This is a genomic window from Paraburkholderia sp. GAS199 (assembly GCF_050436585.1).
In the GTDB taxonomy this organism is placed as follows: Bacteria; Pseudomonadota; Gammaproteobacteria; order Burkholderiales; family Burkholderiaceae; genus Paraburkholderia.
Genome location: NZ_JBNDMM010000001.1, coordinates 1,207,922 through 1,226,988 on the forward strand (window position 1 = coordinate 1,207,922; position 19,067 = coordinate 1,226,988).

Below are 19,067 nucleotides of genomic sequence, written 5' to 3' on the forward strand. Positions count from 1 at the left end.
TCATCAGAAGAGTTGAACGTCGCCCGTCTTGCCGGGCTGCGCTTTGGTTTGCGGGGGAGTGGCGGCTTCTGGCGACGAAGCATTGCCTGTCGGCGCTGTCGGGTGCCGCGTGATGTGGTGTAAGGGGCGCAACACTGGCCGCGCGTCGGTCTTAGCCGTTTCTTGCGCCGCCGCGGTGGCCGCCGTTTTTGGTTGCGATGGCGCGGTTTGCGCAGTAGCGGTGACCGGCGCTGCCGGCGTAATGGATGCAACGGGTGCTACCGGTGCTGCGGCCGCAGCCGCAGGCGGTGCGGGCGTCGGTGCTGCCGGCGCCGTTACCGGAGCGGCGACGGGTGGTGAACTGGGTGGTGCCGCGAGTTGTGCGCGGATAGGTGAGGCCGCCGCAACATTCTGCTCTGCAGGACGCGCAGCCGACGTTTCATGGTTGGCGGTGGGTGCAGGGGCCATTGTGGACAGAGTTCGCGCGTCGACGCTTGAGAGCGCAGAGTGCGGTCCCGTCTTGCCAAGATCGAAGTCACTCGACGTGAGCGGGCGCGGCGGATTGAAGTCGACGGGTTGTTCGCCGGTTGGCTCACTGGCGGGAGCCGCGGCGTGTTTCGTCGCGACGGGCGCACTAACAGGCGCTGGCGTGCTCACCGCCTCATGCATGACATGCCAGATACGCGCAATGCTCATACCGCTCGCGGCTGCCACGGCTGCGATCGCGAGCGCGATCAGCGTTGGCTTTGTCGCTTTTCGCAGGCCACCAATCAGATTCCCGATGCGTGCACCGGTCGTCGCACCTTGTTCTGGCGAAGGCAGCGCAGGCATCGCCGCGGCGTGGCTCGCGATATCGATCATGACAGGCTGCGTGGTGTATTGCGCGTGCAGCGCCTGAATATCCTTTAGGTCCATCGTCTCTCCCTCTACATATCGAGCCTGGCCACCACGCAGCGTTGTCAAGTTGCGCGGAGAACTGTCGTGATTTGCCAGGAAACGTGACGCGCTATAGCTCGCGCCGTTCGCCGTCGAAGTCGTATTGATCGTTGTCTGGCATGCAGATCTGCACGATCTGCTTCAGACGCCGTCAGCGTTATTGAGAATGCCCGCCCGGTCGTCGCTGGTGATCTTGCCGGTCAGCCAGCGCTCGGTCGCCCGGGCGTACACGCGGTCGTACTGCGTGAGGCAGCGCACGAGCAACCCGGCCAGCGGTCGGGTGATCGTCAGTTCAATCAGATCGTGTGGCAGCTCGACTGGACGGACCTGATGACGCAGCAGCCATATCTCGGTTTTGCGCAGCCACTCCGATGTCTCGCGCAGGGAGGTTTCGAGCGCGCGTACCTTCCCGCCGCGCGCGACTGCAATTTTCGCTGCGCAGAAGTTGTAATCGGAGCGGATGAAATCCCGCGCGAACTGCGACGAATATCGCAGGACGGTCTTTGCGTCGGACTCCGGATTGATCCGGGCCAGGCGCGAATCGCTGGTCAGACGATCAATGGGTTTGAGTCCGCTACCCTGTGCCGCGGTAGCGGACTGATCTGGTTGCGGGTCGACGCGCGGCGCTGGACGCGGGTCCGGCTCCGGTGTCTGTTCTAGAACGGCGGCCATGTGATTATTTCGGGTGGTCTCTCTCACCGGCCATTTTGCTCGCCCATGTCAGACGATAAATAGGCAAAAGCTGCGCTCTTTTCGTGATCTTTCCGGTGTGCGCATCGCCGGTTTTGCGCAATACTGACTCTACTTTATGCGTCACTGACGCATCGACCTGACCCCGGCCAGCCCGGAGTCCATCTTCTGTACAAGCCGTGCCCTTGAGCATGCTCCGACCAGCTGGCAACTGGTGTGGAATTTTCTTCTGATGAGCGCCTAGCCCGCGCTCCCCATCCATTCAGTCATCAAACTCGTCGCCGGCCGCATTCATTTGCGCCGCGACATCGTTCGGACCCGGGCATCGGGTGTTCTCTCTCCAGAGCCTGGTCTGGGTAGAACGATCGTAGTGGACTGAACCGTGATCCTGCGGCGGAATGTATTTTCCGATAATGGGCTGTTGCGCAGCGTGACCATGCTGCGCGAGGGCGACTTACGCCCTCGTATCTGAGCCCTGCGGCTCCCTGAGCGCCACGACCCCGAAAGGGTTGTGGCGCTCGGGTCATTTTTCATCGAATCCAGCAACGCGTTCCTCATTCCGGGGAGCGCGTTTTTTTTCGTCCTGTTGTTTCTGTTCCTGGGAGGTATGTCTTGCTTCCAGACCGTCTTGATGAGCGTATTGCCGAAGCGATCAGTTACACGATCGCCGAGGAGCGCACAGCTGTAGATACCGCATCGCCAGCGTGGCGCGCGCGGTGCGAGGTAGCCCAGGTCGCAAAGTACAGCGATCCGGACCGCCGCATTTTCCTTTCCCACGTAGCCGAACGCCGCGGCGAGGCGGCAGCACACGACCTGGAGCAGTCGGCCAGCGAGTTGCGTACCACGGCCATCTTCTTTCTAGCGAGAAAACTCTCATGAATGCTGTAGTCAATCTGGTCAACGGCCCTGCGCGCAGCGTCGTTGAGGAGCGCGCATTGCGCCCACCCGTCATCGGGCACATTCGCCCCGGTATCAAGGTGCTGACCTCGAAAGCCCGTGGCAATCCCCGTGCGGTCGAGCTGTACAACACGATGGTGGCAGCAGGTGATTCGTTCGAAACCATCGCTAACGCGCTCGAATTAAAATGCAGCCTGAAAGGTGGGCTGGTTCCGAAAAACACGCCGTATTTCACGTGTCGCCGCTCGGACTTAACCAACCCCGACGTCGCCGATGAGATTCTCAAGCTGTACGGTGAGGATCGCGGAGATGGCGTAAAGCTCTACCGGTTCCCGGTCCTGTTTGCGTTCAACGACTGGATGCAGAACCTGCCGAACCAGATGACCGTGTACGGTACGAACGGCCGGAAATTCTGGTCGCAGTACGAACGCGACGGCATACGGTATTGCATGACGTATGCCAAAGTGACCCGCGACGACCGCGCTCAACGCGCGGTGCGGCACTTCGGCGGACGCACGGTGATCCGTCGTCAGGATGACGCGATTCCCGACGGCATCTGCGACCCGGAACAGTGTCCGCAGTATCAGGCGCGGCAGTGCAATCTGTCGGCGAGCTTCATCTTCGCCGTGCCGGACATCAAGGGCCTCGGACTCATCGAACTGCCTACCAACTCGATCTACGTGCTCCAGAAGGCCTACTCGGCGATGCAGACCGTTCAGCTCGCGCGCGGCAAGCTCACGGGCACCCGGTTCTGGATTACGAAGCGGGAGTTCGACATCACACGCATCAACGAAAACGGTGATGCGGTACGGACCACTCAGCCCCTGACAGTACTCGATGCGGACATTGATATCGGCGCGCTGCTCGATGCAGCTGACGATCCTGTGCCCGCTCTGGACGCAGCCAATCAGGCGGTTGCGCTACTCGAAGCCGGCGGCAACGTCGTCCCGCTCGGCACGATACATCAGCCGGGCGTTGCGATGTCGCAGTCATTCGACGCCACCGACGTCGACAGCGCGGGTTCCGTTCAGAAGTTGGTAGAACCGGCGACTGACGACCAGTCAGCCTTGCAGCAATCGACTCCCCGTCCTCTTCCGCAAACCGTCTCGTCGCACACGGGAGTCGCGAGCGGAGACGGACCCGAGTCGCTGTCGGACAAGCGCGATCGCATGTCGGATCTGCTTCAGCGATTGGGCTTGAGCGCGGATAGCCGCAAACAGGCCTTCCGTGTCTACGCTCACACAACGTATGGGCGCGGATGGACAGATCGTGTTGCCGATGTCGACCAGATGAATGAGCGACTCGCCAGAGCGCTGACTGACCCCGCAGCATTCGATCGGGAGATCGACGACGCGAGACAGCCGACGTTTCTGGACTGAGTTTCCTCAGCCCTTCAACTCTTGCCAGCCCCTCGGGGCTGGTTTTCCATTTCGTCGTCGATAGAGAGCATTTAAGCAAGCCAGCGTTTGCTCAAATGTTTTCGAACGCGCTCTGGCGCATCGAAAAATACCGCTCTGGCGGTCATCCATGCCACTAAGGCTATTTCAACCACGAGGAACCATGAAGAAACTTTTTAAACATCTGCTCGCGACTGCGATCGTCGGTTTGTCCGCTACGTCGGTGTTCTCCTGCGCAGTTCCGGAGAGCACGACTGACGGGCTGCGTCACATCGTCGATGAGCAGGGTGGATATCCGATCAGCGATGCGCAGTGCGCCTTGCTCAACGGTCACCACCTGCGACTGTATGTCGAGGGTGACGCGATGGTGCTTGACGGGGTCAATCTCGCCTGGGCTCACGTTTCGCTGGTGAATCCGGATCGGGTCATTGCTTCGAAGAGCGGCATCGCGACCAAGGTCAACACGAAACTGGTGCCAAGTCAGGATGTCGCCAATAAGCTGTTTTACGAAGCATTGGAATCTGCAATCAACTCTCTCGACTGGAAAGGTGCCGTCGCGCAGTTCTCGCCATCCGGCAAGGCTCTGATGAACTGATCGGCCGCATCTGGTCAATGCCAACCCTCGCGGATTGGCTTGACCTTCGTGGAGAAAGTGCTTCAGCAAGCCTGTGTTTGCTCAAACGCTTTCGACTGCGCATCCTGCGCATCGAATATGCCGTAAGTCACGGCCGTCTTTCTGCAATTGCTCATGACGTCCTGCCGGACGTCAATTTCATTCTGGCTACCTCCTGAGGTGGCCATTTTTATTTGGGAGACGAAATTGCAAATCGCACATTTCTCTGATCTACATTACGCGCCAGACAACCTCGCCGAGTCGGATCGTTGTTTCGGCTTTGCGGTCGGCGATGCGATCGCCCGTGGTGCCGCCGTCGGTGTCATCTCCGGTGACGCGACCGATCATCGGCTCGACGCTCACGCACCATCACTGCATGCACTGGCCACGCAGGTGCATCGTCTGGCCAACGCCATGCCAGTGCTGATGCTACAAGGCACGTTTTCGCACGAGCCTCCAGGCACGCTCGATAATTTTGCCTTGATGGGTGGTACGTATCCGGTCTTCGTTGCTGATCGCATTGCGCAGGTCGCTCTGATCGGCGGCCGTTTCTGGGCGTCGGCCGGGCCGGTTTTCTCGGAAGACGAACTTGCCCGGTTCATCCCTGTGAAACCAGAGGTCGTATTCACCTGTCTTCCCACGGTCAACAAAGGCCAACTGGCCGTGAGCGTGGGAGCGCTGGCTGCTGGTACGGAACTGGGCGATACCCTCGCTGCTTTTCTGGCTGCGGCAGGGCGTGTCAACCGGCAACTTCGGGCTGCAGGGATCAGGACCGTAGGTGTCTCACACGGCACCGTCCAGGGATGCACGACCGAGCACGGCGTGGTGATGGCTGGATTCGATCATGAGTTCTCGTTGACGGCGTTGTTCGAGGCCGATTGCGATGCATTCATGCTCGGGCATATCCACAAGGAGCAGCAGTGGGAGCGCGACGGCAGGCTCATCGCGTATCCAGGCTCCATCGGGCGGTTCCATTACGGCGAGGAAGGCGATAAAGGTTATCTCGTTTGGGAAGTCGAAGCGGGATGCGCGGCGGCATCGCTGGTGCCGACGCCATCGCGTCAGATGATCTGTATTGATTTTGATGGCCCGCCCGATCTCACACGCCTCGAAGAGATTGCAGCGACCGCCGGCGACAAATTCGTACGGGTGCGCTGGCAGATCGACGAGGAGCATCGCCAGATTGTCGATCGCGAAGCGATCAGGGCGATGTTCGCAGGTGCGGCGGATCTGAAGGTCGAAGCGCGGATATTGCCTGTTGTTCGTAGTCGTGCTCAGGGCATCAGCCTGGAAACGACTGTCGAGGGCAAACTCGCACGCTGGTGTGAAGTGGCCAGTGTCGGCGCGCCGGCATTACAGGAGCGATTGCAACTGCTTGCCGTGGGCGACGCTGAAGCAATCGCGGCCGGTGTGCTGGCGCGCCTTGATGCGCAGGCGCATCAGCCCGCTCTCGCTGTCGTGCTGGCCCATCCGGCAGCCACGACGACTGCCGAAGCAGGAGAAGCCACGGGTGCCGGTCAACCGACTGGAAACCTGCCGGTCACGGTGGCAGCACCGGTAACACTCGACTGGCTCAACGATGATCTGTTTGCGGCTTAGCCGCCATAACGGGAGTGGCCTTCGCGGCACTCCCGATCGGAACACAGCCGTGTTCCGATAGCGCGCTTTCGTGTGCTATCGGAACAAGGTTTTACCCGCGTCATTGACGCATCGATCGCAGTACGCTGCATCCATTTTTTTCTATTAACCCTGGCGGGGAATCATCCCTCCAGGGGATGCACTCCGCCCATCTATCGTGGAATGTCATCATGTTCGGTCTTTATCCTGCTGGCGCCCAATGGGTCCGGCATTTCAGCGCAAACCGCGCGCCGCGTGAGATTGGCAAGGTCCTGACGGGCCACGCCGGTTTCAACGCGGGAATCTTCCATACACCGTTTGGCGAGCATCGCGGCGCAGTGGTTGCCCAATCTGGGCGATTCCTGATTCTCGCGGCTGCGGTAAACGTCAACAAGGCTGAACTGGCTGTCGTGCCGGACGTCCAGATGCAGAACCTGCTCTGGTCGTTCGAAACGGGATATGCGAATCAGTGGGGGCCGCGCGAGCTGCTCGCGCTGACTGGCGTGGACAACTGGACTCAGCTGATCCAGCGAACCAGTGCCGAGTACGCCTCGGTCTGCCAGAACGTCAGCGATGCGGTCGACGGCTCCCTCGAAAAGAGGGCGCTCGAAGCGGCTGAAGCTGCTGCCGCCGCCGAACAGGCGAACGCCGACGCTGCGAGCCGCGTTGCGACGCCCGATCCCGTCATTGGACGGATGTTTTCCAACGACGACGATGCGCCGTGGCTCCCGTCTGAATATTTCTTCGACGACTCGGAGGTCCAGCCATGCGCCCACTGAAACTGACACTCACCGGGTTTATCGGTGTGCGGGACGGGATGAAGCGCGAGAGCGTCACGCTCGATCTCGAGTCCCTGCCCAATGGTCTGATCGCGCTCACGGGTCCGAACGGCGCCGGCAAGTCCACCATCATGGACAACCTGCATCCGTACCGGATCATGCCGTCGCACGCGACCAAGCTCTCTGTCGACGGGTTTTCCTATTGGGATCACGTCTTTGGCGCTCAGGCGCAAAAGGAGTTCGAATGGGAGCACGGCGGCGTTCGCTACCGTTCATCGTTCGCATTCCGCAAGCCCGGTAAGACGGGTAAAGCCGAGTACTTTCTGGCCTGGCGCGATGCGGATGGTTGCTGGCAGCCGATGCAGGCCGGTGACGGCAGTGTGTCGGATGGGAAGGCGGATACCTACGACCTGTGCGTTGAATCGGTATGTGGGTCGCTGGAGTCGTTTTTTACCAGCGTGTTTTCGGCACAGAACCGGCGTCCTCTTGCCTCCTACGGTGCAAGCGAGATCAAGGGGCTGCTCGTTGAGCTGCTGCATATTGATGACCTTCGCGCGTTGTCGGCGCGAGCGGGAGAAGTTGCGAAGGTGCTTGGCCGAACCCTGGACACAACCCAGCAGCAACTGGTTGCACTTGGTGCGAGGCGCGATCGTGTTGTCCAGATTGATCAGGCTATCACTTCCGATGTCCAGTCAATTGCGTCGACGCGGGAGAGCAGGAACGTCCTCAACACGAGAACCGCGTCTCTGACCGACCAACGCGCGACGCTGGTTGCCAGGCAGACTGCTAATGCGAGCGCGCAGGCCCGATTGCGGGAACTGGGCACGCGACGCAGTCAGGTTGCGACGGCCTTGCAGGTGCTTTCGACAGACGCGACCGCCGATACCCGGCGCTTTAGCCAGCGTCGTACCTCGTTGAGCACGACGATCGCGCAACACACTGCGGTGATCGCGCAACGGGAGGCGATTCTTGGTGCAACTGCTGCACGCGACGCCGCACAGGCCCGCATTGCCGCGGAAGAGGCGCGTCTCCTGCCGATCCAGAACGCTATCGATCTGCTGGAAGCAAAACAGCTTGAACTGACCTCCGCTTCGTCCCGGCTCAAAGGGCTGGAGTCGGAAGGTTCGTCCAGGCTGACGCTGCTGACATCGCTCGAACAGCAGGCGAGCGTGATCGCAACCGTGCCTTGCGCCGGTCACGACATGCATGCCACCTGTCCACTGCTTGCGCAGGCACGTAACTCAGATACCACGGTGCAGGAGCAACGCGTTTCGCTCAGCACGCTGCGCGCTGAATATCGCGCGAAACGGGACGCTGTTGAGCGGCTTACGCCGGAGGTACAGCAGCTCGCTGCCAAACGTGCGGAGCTCAAGGCGGTCAATGACCAGATCGTGAGCGCCCGTCGCGAACTGCAGAAGGCCGTTGACCTCGCCGCACGCAAGCCATTGCTGGATGGCGCGACTGATGGATTGGGCAAGGCCAATGCAGAACTGGCCGCGCTCGAGACGGAAGAAGCAACGTTGTTAGCACGCCGGGAGGCGCAGCAAACGCAATTGACAACGGAAGCGAAGGAACTTGACGCGGAAGTCGCGCGCCTTGGCGTCGACGACGTAACAGGTCCTATCGCCGACGTCGACCGTCAGCTTACGCAATGTCGGGAAGCCATCGTGGCGGCCGAGGCGCGGATCGAATTCCTGATCCGTTCCCAGGCCACCCGGGAGGTGGAGCGGCAAGCCATCGCTGCTGACTTTGCGGGATTCGATGCGACACAGGCTCGCGCTCAGAGCATCTCGGATGAAATCGCGTCCTGGAAACTGCTCGCGAAAGGTCTCGGTAATGAAGGTGTGATTGCCCTGACGATCGACGATGCGGGACCAGCCCTGACGAAGATGGTGAACGACCTTCTGCTTGCATGCTACGGCATGCGCTTCACGGTCGAGATCCAGACTCAGCGGACGCTGGCCAGCGGCGAACTGCGCGAGGGCTTCGAAATCCTGGTGCATGACGCCGATCACGACAGCAACAAGGCAGTCACGTTCATGTCGGGTGGCCAGAAGGTGTGGATCAACGAGTGCTTGACGCGCGGCATCGCCCTGTATCTGGCGAGTAATGCGGGTCAACCGTACCAGTCATTGTTCAGCGACGAGTCCGATGGTCCTCTTGATCCGCAGCGCAAGCTGCAGTTCATGCGGATGAAGCGGGAAGTGCTGCGACAGGGCGGGTACGAGCGGGAATTTTTTATCTCGCAGACGCCCGATCTTGTCGCAGAAGCTGATGCGGTGATTGACGTCGCCGCTCTGGCCGCTGCTTGACCAGTCTTGTTTTTAACCCGGTGGGGATCGCCCCCACCGGGGCGTTCCCTCGACTTTTTTCTGACGAGGAACGCTATGAAATCGACACAGAATCTGTATGCACGCACCGAGGCCGTCACGGTTTCGATCCGTGCCGCAACCCGCCGTGTTGGCAATTCCCACACTTACGTCCTGAACGGCACGTTGATGCGCGACGCTCTGGTCGATGGAAAGTGGGTAACGCTCACACGAGCATCCCCCTCGAATCGACGTGGCATTTCCGCGCGCGACGTGTCTGGTGGGCGTATGCTGCATTGAGTGTGCGTGGAGACCCACTGGTAGCGAACGAAGCTGCGATTATGTCGGGTGTCGGTTATAACGCAGTCTAGGCAATCGTTGAACACTGTGGATGGGAACCTTTGTTGCCACTTGCCGGAAAGTTCGATGCAGTGGTGAAGCCTACCGAACTGGGAATTACACCAAAATGGGATGGCCCACCAGCGTGGATCGGGCGAGCCATCGGTGGGCGCTCTTATCGGCGCCGAACCATTTAAGTGTGAGAGCGTCACCTTATGAGTGTATCTGTATTCCACACAGAGCATATCCGAATCCGGCCAATAGGCCAAGACATCGATATATCCAATGCAATCAATTACGTACTTGGGAATATGGAATCTATTGTGGCTATTCTTCAATACTACTGAGAGATTCACCGCGCTTGAAAACAGGAAGCGGCAAAGTAGGCAGACTCATCTGCACGCGCTCGCGAGCTGATTTTTTCGCATACTCAGTCAAGAAAAGATCAACAGAAAAGCGTCCGACGCCGTCTGCAAGGGCGGACAGAAGCTCATCGGAGTAAGGTTTTTCAGGAGCCACGCCTTGAACAGAAGAAATTGGGCTAGAAAACAGCTTTGTGTGATCCATCCGATTCAATACCCAAAGAACGTAGTCCTTTGCGTTTGGCTGATCAACTCCAGCGCTCAAGTGGATAGTCGCTTCTCCGAGGGGAATGGCCTCATGTTCCCATCCTTTAGGGATATATAACAAGTCCCCCTCGTTCAATATGCCTTCAAACGCCAACGCCTTCGGCGACGACTTTTTATTCGGCGATATAGTTTCGCTGTCGCAATATTCATATACACGCCATAGCTTTCTTCCTTTTGTTTGAAAGACCATGACGTCGTGCGGATCTGCGTGGACTGGGAAGCCATGCGTTGATCCGACAGCAATGTATGCGTTGATCTGCGTCGTTCTATGGAATAGAAATTCCAACTGTGTGGCTAATCTCCGCACAGACTTGGTCAGTTCATCGACTGCGTCAATCACTAGGGTCGCTCCTGCTGACAATCGCTCCTCGACCCTTCTAACGTCTAGCGACCTATGCAACCGACCGCTTTGCGCTATGTTCACAGAAACGTAATGATCAAGTGTGACGTTATTTCCGCTCTCCACAAGGCGAACTCTCGGAGGAACAAATCTAAAATTCGAAACAATATCATTGATGTTAGACCATGGCAAAATGTCGATGCAGGATCTGCAAAGTCCACTTAAATAACGTGGAGCGCATTCCCGAGCCGCTGTAAGTAGCGTTCGCTGCACAAATTCGTTCAAGAACATTGCGTCATCCTCATTCATCTGAAATACCTCAAAATATCGGTTGTATTGAATCGGTAAGTGAAACGTTTTCACTTTCACTTGGAAAGGTGAATTAACAAATCAGTCGATTTGTGGCATCGAGGCCCAATTTTCGTTGACGCTGCTTTATACTTTGTGGGTCCGCAATTTCCCGTAATGTGAAGGCACGCGATAGATCGGCCCACTAAGGCGGGTTACGTATACGTCCTCCCCTGCGGCGATCACATTGGTTCGATCGGAGCCGCGTGCGCTTTCACCGGCAATAGCGCTCATACATGAGCTCCGTCAGGTCGCCGAACAGCGGCCCGTTACAGAGTTGGTGTAACGCGATTCCCTGGAGATTCATGTTAAGTTCCACCACCACTGGCACCTTTTCCGACGTCACCGCCACATCCCAGCTGATCAGGTCGACGTCGGGAATGACTGCATGCTTCTCGAAGCACAGGTCGACTGCCGCCTGAAACGCTGGGACGGGATAATCCACAAATAGAACGTTGCTATCGGGGTGACGTTCGTAGCGGATGAAATGGTGATCATAGGCATGGTGTTTGAGCCTTCCCTGCCCGGTCATTCCCACACAAAGGCCGCCCGCAGCAAGATTATCGATACGACAGCCGGCGCGCCCGATGCGCAATACGGTTGACAGGTTGATGATCCGCTTGCCGAAGCGCATTGTGAGAATGCGTAAAGTGTTGACCGAGTCAGGATTCAGCGAAGCGAGCGCGGCGCATTGCTGAATCGGCTGCTGAACGACAAGGTCGTAGATACCCTGCCGTTTCAGTTGCGCGAGCAGCGACACCAAGTTGTCCGGCTTGACGAAATGTATCCCGTTGCCTCCGCCACTATCAAGCGCCGGCTTGACCACAATTTCTCGATGCGACGCCACGATCGCCTGCAACCGCTCTACGTCGATGCCGGATAGATCGGCGGCGGTTAGTCTGCCGGCAATGACCCGAGCCAGTACCAGGGGTTCGCTCGTAATCTGCAGGCGGCCGTAAAAGTTCTTGTCGAAATATTTTCCAATACGGGTGCGTTGAGAGAGCCGGGGCTCAATGCGGCTGAAGAACAGCGGGTCACTGACGTAGCGTTGGTCGTGCAGTCCTGTAGCGGCATGGAAAGCACGGTGCCAAAGCACGCTGACTGGCGGCGACCTGTAGCGACGCACATAAGCCACGGCGTCTGCGTGCATCGACGCGGTCCAGTCCGAAAAAAATGGCAGCGATGGCATGTCCACCAGTTTGCGTAGCTGCTTTCGATAGCCTGTCCAGATAACGCGATTGCGTAGGAATTCGTTGATCCGGTACTGGAAATGCTCGTAACGGACAAGCAAGGGATGCGACTGGAGCGATCGCTGCTGTATCGGTCGGTTTTCTGCGCGAGACGGTGGCCTCATATCGCTTTTCTCGCCTCGTCGTTAATTCGGGAAGTGAGCACGTGATCGGCCCATTCGCCGTTGATCTTGAGATAGGCGCGTGCTCTGCCTTCGATCTCGAACCGGAGGCGCTCCAGCAGCCGCCCGCTGCGCACGTTCTCTGGGCGATAGTTCGCCATCACCCGGTGCAGTTCATATGAATCGAAGACAAATTCGATGGCGCGCGACAAGGCCTCGTACATCAAGCCTCGACCCTGCATTTTCGCTGCGATCGAGAACCCGAGATGACACGCCTGGAACGGTCCCCGAACGATATTTGTGAAGTTGCATTCGCCCAGCACCGTATCACCAGCGGGATGCTGGATCAGTAGATGTAGCGCGCTGTCGGTGCTCATCTGTTGCTCCATGCCTGCGAGTCGATGCTCCAGCGCGGCGACAGTGTAGAAGTCATCGGCACGCAACGGGTCCCAAGGCTGCAGATGACTCCGGTTTTCAAGGTAAAAGGCGAGCAGGTCTGGCGCGTCCTCGCGGCGGGCACACCGAAGGATCAGACGTTCGGTTCGCAGTCCAGCGGCCGGAAATTTCTGGATCGACATAGTGATGTTCAGATTGGGATGGATGGAACTGGGGCTCAGGCTTGCGCGTCGTCGATGAACACGCTAGCAAGCGGACTGACGGCAATGCAATCGAATACCACCGCCAGCACTATGCCGAGGCCCGTCAGCGATAGCAGTTGGACAAAGATCTGGTCCGGCCGGTCGACGCCGACGCCAGTGGCCGCCAGCAGTGCCGAATACGAGCCATAGGCGACCAACACCACGACCTGCACGACGCTGAAAACCGATGCTCGCAGATGTTCCGGCACTTCGTTGAGCAGTTTGGATTGCAAGGTCGTGTGACCAGGGGAAAAGGTCGCGTTGAACAGCAGAGCAAAGCCGATCACCGCGCCGACGGTATAACCTAGGTGAAAGCAGAAAAGCGCCAGCAGGCCCAGTACGCATTGAGCTATCAGCGAGAAATACGGTAGGTGGTTCGCACTGAGCCGTTTTGATACGATCGGGGCAATCAGGCCTTTTGGATAGTGGGCAAGATCGAAGGCCGCCAGAACCATGAAGCCCATGATGATCGCTTTCAAAGAGCCGTGCTGCAGGTCGATCTGGCGCAATTGGGAAACCATCAGATAGGTATGGACATGAATCACGGTCAGGATGGAGAGCACCATGCGTAGACACAACAGGCCCAACCTGAACTGGCCGGCGCGGCTCTGTTGTCGGAACCCGGTGCGGAACAATGCGAGCTGTCGGCCGTACTCGACACAATGAGCGGCAAACGATTTTCCGGGTGCATGTTTTTCATCGCCGATCCGAACCACGCAGAAGAGCGTCGCAAGCGCACCGTAGACGATAACGGGAACCAACAACGCCCATTCGCTGCGACGGGTGAGGTAATAGTTCGCAAGCACGCCCGCCAGGACCAGCGTCGGTACAAACGCGGAAAAGAAATTCCCATAGGCCTGGGAGCGGGCGAGTGCCTTTGCCCGGGTTTCTTCGGCCTGCTGCCCGGTCTCTCCGGATTTCGTCACTTGTTGATCGATATAATCCTGAATGAAGGCCTGCAGACAGCCCGAAACGAGGCCGACGCCTACCGCGCTCAACACGCTGCTCGCCACCAGTATCGGCAGCGATGCCGGAGTGCGGCTGTAGTGGCAGGAAAAGAACAGGCAAAGGCTCGCGAACGCGGAGATCGCATACCCGTAGATCAGTGTACGGCGGTGACCGAGCACGTCGGCGAGCACACCGGTAGGCAATTCCAGCAGCGCGCCGAGGTAAAACGCAATGCTCACGCGCAACGAAACGGCGAAGGTAGGCAGGCCACTCAGTACCCCAACGATGAGATGCGACATCTGATTCGATATCGACTCGCTCCCCCTCGCAATGTTGTAAAAGTATCCCAGTCGTTTGATCCAGTCCATGATTATCCTTCGGCTTAAATGAGGTTTTTCAGAAAGTACTGGGACAACATGCTGCAGGCGGCAAGTGCATCGCGTACCTTCGGGTTGTATTTGGGCTCGCGCCACAACGTCATAAATTCCGTCTGTAGCCCCGGATTGCCGAAGCGGCGTGCAACGAGCCGGCCGACGAGAGCCGGACTTCGCTCGTACCATGGAATTGCACGCAAGTCGCGCAGCAGCAAGTGCCGCTCAACGCTGCTGATGGATTGGCGGCTCGCGAAGTGGCGCACGACATGATCCGCATGTACCAGCGAAACGCTGATCTCTTCGTGCGTGGCGGCTTGATATAGCACGGCTACATCAGCATCCGAATGGAAGTAGCCGGTTCGGTAGCCGAAAAAAACGTCCCCCACGCCGACCATTCCGACATTGCTGCAATCGGCCGCGCGCAGAGCGCCCATGCTCGAGGCACCCAAAAGCAGCCAGCCTGCCTGCAACATATCGATGCATTCGCAGGGCGAAACGGACATGCTTTCGCCAAAGACGCCGTCGGTAATCAGCACGCAGCCGCGACGCCCCGGATTTTCTTCGAGCAACAGGTGCAGGTCGCCGCGACGTACTGGAGGCCGGTACTCGAAGCCGCGCGGATAGGAATCGCGGGCGAGACGCAGCGAAGGCCCACCGAATACGATGGGTGGCTTACGCCGTTGTAGTAGCATCGTTGTGCCTCGACGGATTGATATGCGTGTCGAACATGCCGGGCACGATCACTTTCACCACGCGCAGCGGCCATTCCGGCTGCGACAAGTCGCAGCGGTAGACGGCACCAATTCCCGCAGTGCGCAGACGCTCGAGAAGATACCGCAGCGCGTCGCTAGTGCTGCACTGCGACGGGGCGTTCGGCACCGCCGGGAAAGCTCGCGTCGGATTCATGCGAGCCAGCAGTTGCCGTATCCGGTAAAACGGATTGTTTTCGCCCGCCTCTTGTTCGCGATACGAGGTAGCGAAGCGGATCAGGTCTTCACGCGCCCCCTGTGCGGCGATCACGATCGCCTGCATGGCTTCTAGGAACGCTCCCTCAAGTGCGTCGCACTCGTCGATATGGGCGGCCACGCCCGCCACCATGAATTTTGGCCCCAGGTTGGCTGCATCCAGAATCGCGACGTAGTAGGCCGGCAGCAGCGCATCGATTCTGAAAATCAAAGTTTCGTAGCCCTTGTGCCGGAGGTCGTCGACTGTGGTGCGGATTCGCGGATGAACAATACTGTTCGCATCGATCAGTGCGCCCGTTGCCGCGCTTCGGAAGCGCTTGAAAAAGCCCGAAGAGGCGTGCCGCTCGATCACTTCGAACAGACCGAACAGCGTTGCCTCGTCGAGGCTGGCTCCGCTCGCGAGGCCCGACGTATGAGGACGCACTGGCGTCTTCGTCAGGTCTGGCCCGTGATACGGGAAGTGCACGTCCACTGCGGGCAGAAGGCATGATCGACCCGCGAGCAGTTCGTGCGCCCGGCACACGTCCTGCGGCGTGAAACCGTCCGGATGCCCCCAGCCGGTCAGTATCTCGACCCGTGGCAGAACGTAATGCATTGCCTCGAGTGCCGGTGGATGCGCCGCGCAGTACCGCTCGAGCGCCTCGCCTAAAGCCCCGCACAGGGCCTGCTGAAGGTTCCAGCCTTTGCCAGTGGTGGCAGACACCTGTCCTTTCACAAGCGTGACGCGAACAGCCTGCACCACGCAGACCTTGAGCGCGACGAAGGGACTGAGGTTCGCCAGCCGGGAAATGCCGAGCGCCTCCTTTTTCGCCAGCAGCAACGCGGTAGCCTGTTTCGGTGTCAGCGCGCGGAAGCTCATGGTTTAGTTCGCCCCGTTGTCGGATGCAGCCGGTTTAGCATGCGCAGGCGGACGAAACGGCGCAGCGTCTCGAGAGACATCGCCTCTTGTCCGGTCCCAGCGCGGAGAATTGCGGCGCCTACATCGCAGCCAGCAGCTACCGCCTGCATTACCTGACTCATCGCGCCGTGCAGTTGGATCGCCTTGCCCTGGCTGCGCACGCGCATCACACCCTGCACGCCATCCTGGCTTGCGGTAAGTTCGAAGCTAGTGCCTGGCGAAAATCCCAGACTATCGTCCTCGGTCACATCGTTTGCGCAGTCCGCCACCTCGACCAGCAGGTCGCCGAAGATCACACCGCTCAACTGCGTGCTCAAAAGCATTTCGAGCGCATGTTTCGGCTGCTCAACCATCGGTTGCCCGCGTACGTTGAACGACGTGTTCAGCAGGATCGGAACGCCACCGACTGACTGGAAGGCAACGAGCAGCGCATGGATTTCCGGATCCTCGTCGGCCGATACCGTCTGCACGCGCGCGCTCCCGTCGACGTGCGTGATGCCGGCGAGGCCCGCACGAAAGACTTCGCGCACCTTCACTACTTCTAGCATGTATGGGAAGCGGCCTTTCGCGTCGAAATAATCCGTTAGCGCTTCGGCTGCCACCATCGGCGCGAAGGGCCTGAACTCCTCGCGGTACTTGACCCACTTATTGACGAAATTCCACACTGATCGCTTGCGCGGATCGGCGAGAATGGACCGTGCACCCAATGCGCGCGGACCGAATTCGCTGCCCTTGCTCAACGAAAAAAAGCCGAATACGGCACCGTCCGCGATTTGGGCCGCGATTTCAAACGGCGTCACGCGCCGCACCTGCAAACGGTCTGCAAATTCATTGATAGCCAATGCGGCATCGCGCTCGCTATAGCGGTAACCGAGGAAATCATGCCGAAAAAGGTGGCTAGGCGTTTGGCCGCCTAACCGATGCAGCGCAGCCGCGGCAGCCCCAATCGCGATGCCGGCGTCGTGCTGCGCTGGCAGCAGATATAGCGCCCGCGGACGAATCTCCGAGCGGATACGATAGTTCGCCACCGAATTCAGCGCGATGCCGCCCGAATAGACGAGATCGATGCCGCCGCCGATGTGGCGCCCGAAGCGGTCGAGGATAGCGGTTTCGAGATCCGATTGGATACGCGCAGCGAGATTCGCGAAACGCATGACGTCGTGACCGGCGGGCGCGAGGCTCGCGGAGAGCTTCCAGTCAAAAGAGAAGTTCAGTTCCCCATCGGCACCACGTTGCAGATAGGTATCCTGCTGTGCGGCGGTTCCGTACGGAGCCAGTCCCATGAGCTTGCCAGACGCCTGCCACGAGTTGAACACGAACTGGCTGACTGCGGCATACGTCTCGCCTAGCGACTCACTCCCGCTGCGCACATTGAACGAACTCGCGTACTCGCGATGCTTGAGCCGATAGCCTTGCCGGTTGAATTCGTAGACCGAGAACGTGTGCAGTTTCAGCGCGTCGGCGCCTTTACCACGACGCAAGTACGCGCCGAGTTGCTCTCCGTCCAGCACCAAATCGTCGTAACCCACGGTCACACCGCCCGACCCGTCCGCCACTACAACGGTAGCGTCGTCGAATTCACTGCCGCTGTAGCCGGCGAATGCATGGCACAAGTGATGGCTGACGAACAACGACTTTGGACCGAACGGGTCGAATACTGTAAAGCTGTCCCGCGCAAGCGGCTGGCTCAGTCCAACGTAGCTCGGTGTGAGCGCCTGCACGTTGAACGCGAACATGTCGACATCGTCGGGCGAGAGTCCAGCGACATCAAGGCAATAACGGATCGCCTCATCGTGACTCAGCGATGACTGGCCATCGTGCTTGACCCGGGTGAGCCGTTCGAGCTGGATCCCGGCGATCAGTTGTCCGTTCAGGGCAAGCACGGCGGATGCATCGTGACTCGCCGAAATGCCGACGACCACCGTGTCGTCGTCGGTTTTGACCGGTGTGACGTTGTCGGCCAGCACCTCGACTCGGGCGCCCGTCCAGGCCAGTGCGCAGGCGTCGGCCAGTCCATCGATCTGTAGCGTGATCTCACGTGACTCGTCTGCCGCAAGGTCATTCAGAGGCAATAGCAAGCGGTGGTCGGCCACATGCTGAATTGTGCCGTCGATGTCGGCGTCGACCGTCAACGCAAAACGATGGCCCTGGGCTAGCGGCTCGAAGCCACAGGCGTCGGCGGCAATGGCGACGCGACAGAATGCGTCTGCGTTGCGCTGGACGCGAAGCCTCACGCTGCGCCGACGTCCCTTGCCGGGAGTGAGCGTCTGCGCCATCAGTGGCTGACGCAATACATCGATGCGGTCCAGCAGATACGTGTCCCTGCATGGAGTCGACAGCAGCAGGAGTGCTGCATGCAATTGCAGCGGACTGTCCGGGCTTTGCAACTGCTCATGAATTAGCGCGGCCAGCCCGGCAACGAAAGTCACGGCGGGCGACGTACCGCTCACCGGGACAATCCGATCTTCGCCATCAAATGCGGGGAAAGGCTGATCGGCGACCAGCAGCGCAGGCTTCAGTAGTTCACCAGGGCCAGCGCCGACTAGATTGTTGTCGGCGCGCAATAAGCCGACCGTCACGGCGGCGCTCGACGTGGCTGGGAAACGCACGCGGTGCGGGTCATGGCCGGGTGAGCACAGTATCAGGCTGCGTAGATCCGGATCTCGCGCGGTCCGGGCGATCTGTTGCTCGTAGCGCGCCGTTGCTTTACTGGCAGGACAGGAATACGCATGTGCTTCGATATGCACCGGCCCATGTTCAGCGACCAGTTGTTTCTTGACGGCGTCGTAACCTCGCTCGAGACAGTCGTGAAAACTGACTGAAAGAAGCTCGCACCCGCTCGCGAAACCCTGCAGCCGGGTATCAGTCAGAAATCCGGTGATACGACGTGCATGTTCGTCGGCTTCGCCCGCCTGATTGAGCTGGCGCACCTCGCCACGGCGCCCCTCGTCGTAGACCGCGATGCGGCAGCCCGCACCGTTGAAAGGCAACCCGGCGGTCGCCAGCAGATTCGCATTCAT

16 protein-coding genes are annotated in these 19,067 nt (G+C 59.3%); 7 read left to right on the forward strand and 9 right to left on the reverse strand.

The window, feature by feature from the left end:
* Window positions 1-3 precede the first annotated feature (3 nt).
* Both P3T18_RS05305 and P3T18_RS05310 read right to left on the reverse strand, forming a co-directional pair.
* On the reverse strand, window positions 4-894 hold the full coding sequence (locus P3T18_RS05305) for a hypothetical protein (protein ID WP_429298850.1): 891 nt from the start codon (window positions 892-894) through the stop codon (window positions 4-6).
* A 162-nt stretch (window positions 895-1,056) separates the two neighbouring features.
* Window positions 1,057-1,587, reverse strand: a complete 531-nt coding sequence (locus P3T18_RS05310) for a DUF1845 domain-containing protein (RefSeq protein ID WP_429298851.1) — start codon at window positions 1,585-1,587, stop codon at window positions 1,057-1,059.
* Between the two features lie 630 nt (window positions 1,588-2,217).
* Here P3T18_RS05310 and P3T18_RS05315 point away from each other — a divergent pair.
* The 7 genes from P3T18_RS05315 (at window position 2,218) to P3T18_RS05345 (ending at window position 9,517) form a co-directional block, all read left to right on the forward strand.
* Window positions 2,218-2,484, forward strand: coding sequence for a DUF7696 family protein (locus tag P3T18_RS05315; protein ID WP_429298852.1), 267 nt, complete (start codon window positions 2,218-2,220; stop codon window positions 2,482-2,484).
* Window positions 2,481-3,881, forward strand: coding sequence for a hypothetical protein (locus P3T18_RS05320; protein WP_429298853.1), 1,401 nt, complete (start codon window positions 2,481-2,483; stop codon window positions 3,879-3,881). Before P3T18_RS05315 ends, P3T18_RS05320 begins: the two co-directional genes overlap by 4 nt.
* Before the next feature lie 181 nt (window positions 3,882-4,062).
* Window positions 4,063-4,494, forward strand: a complete 432-nt coding sequence (locus tag P3T18_RS05325) for a hypothetical protein (RefSeq protein ID WP_429298854.1) — start codon at window positions 4,063-4,065, stop codon at window positions 4,492-4,494.
* A gap of 225 nt (window positions 4,495-4,719) precedes the next feature.
* Entirely contained in the window at window positions 4,720-6,111 is a 1,392-nt protein-coding gene (locus P3T18_RS05330) for a metallophosphoesterase family protein (RefSeq protein WP_429298855.1), read from the forward strand.
* Window positions 6,112-6,320: 209 nt separating this feature from the next.
* Window positions 6,321-6,908: a hypothetical protein gene (locus tag P3T18_RS05335; RefSeq protein ID WP_429298856.1), complete on the forward strand. Its 588-nt coding sequence runs from the start codon at window positions 6,321-6,323 to the stop codon at window positions 6,906-6,908.
* Window positions 6,896-9,220 carry an SMC family ATPase gene (locus tag P3T18_RS05340; protein WP_429298857.1) on the forward strand — a complete coding sequence of 775 codons (2,325 nt, stop codon included), beginning with the start codon at window positions 6,896-6,898 and terminating at the stop codon, window positions 9,218-9,220. Before P3T18_RS05335 ends, P3T18_RS05340 begins: the two co-directional genes overlap by 13 nt.
* Before the next feature lie 75 nt (window positions 9,221-9,295).
* Window positions 9,296-9,517 carry a hypothetical protein gene (locus P3T18_RS05345; RefSeq protein ID WP_429298858.1) on the forward strand — a complete coding sequence of 74 codons (222 nt, stop codon included), beginning with the start codon at window positions 9,296-9,298 and terminating at the stop codon, window positions 9,515-9,517.
* A 366-nt stretch (window positions 9,518-9,883) separates the two neighbouring features.
* Here P3T18_RS05345 and P3T18_RS05350 read toward each other — a convergent pair whose 3' ends face one another.
* From P3T18_RS05350 to P3T18_RS05380, 7 genes are all read right to left on the reverse strand, one after another.
* The gene (locus P3T18_RS05350; RefSeq protein ID WP_429298859.1) at window positions 9,884-10,525 is read right to left on the reverse strand and encodes a JmjC domain-containing protein; all 642 of its coding nucleotides are present in this window, start codon (window positions 10,523-10,525) and stop codon (window positions 9,884-9,886) included.
* 562 nt (window positions 10,526-11,087) lie between these two features.
* Window positions 11,088-12,164: a sugar-transfer associated ATP-grasp domain-containing protein gene (locus tag P3T18_RS05355; protein WP_429298860.1), complete on the reverse strand. Its 1,077-nt coding sequence runs from the start codon at window positions 12,162-12,164 to the stop codon at window positions 11,088-11,090.
* 59 nt (window positions 12,165-12,223) lie between these two features.
* The gene (locus P3T18_RS05360; protein WP_429298861.1) at window positions 12,224-12,802 is read right to left on the reverse strand and encodes a GNAT family N-acetyltransferase; all 579 of its coding nucleotides are present in this window, start codon (window positions 12,800-12,802) and stop codon (window positions 12,224-12,226) included.
* Window positions 12,803-12,837: 35 nt separating this feature from the next.
* Entirely contained in the window at window positions 12,838-14,178 is a 1,341-nt protein-coding gene (locus P3T18_RS05365; protein ID WP_429298862.1) for an MFS transporter, read from the reverse strand.
* Window positions 14,179-14,192: 14 nt separating this feature from the next.
* Entirely contained in the window at window positions 14,193-14,876 is a 684-nt protein-coding gene (locus tag P3T18_RS05370; protein ID WP_429298863.1) for a TfuA-like protein, read from the reverse strand.
* Window positions 14,857-16,008 carry a YcaO-like family protein gene (locus tag P3T18_RS05375; protein WP_429298864.1) on the reverse strand — a complete coding sequence of 384 codons (1,152 nt, stop codon included), beginning with the start codon at window positions 16,006-16,008 and terminating at the stop codon, window positions 14,857-14,859. The genes P3T18_RS05370 and P3T18_RS05375 overlap by 20 nt, the downstream gene beginning before the upstream one ends.
* Complete coding sequence (locus tag P3T18_RS05380; RefSeq protein ID WP_429298865.1) at window positions 16,005-19,067, reverse strand: carbamoyltransferase C-terminal domain-containing protein; 3,063 nt, start codon at window positions 19,065-19,067, stop codon at window positions 16,005-16,007. Before P3T18_RS05380 ends, P3T18_RS05375 begins: the two co-directional genes overlap by 4 nt.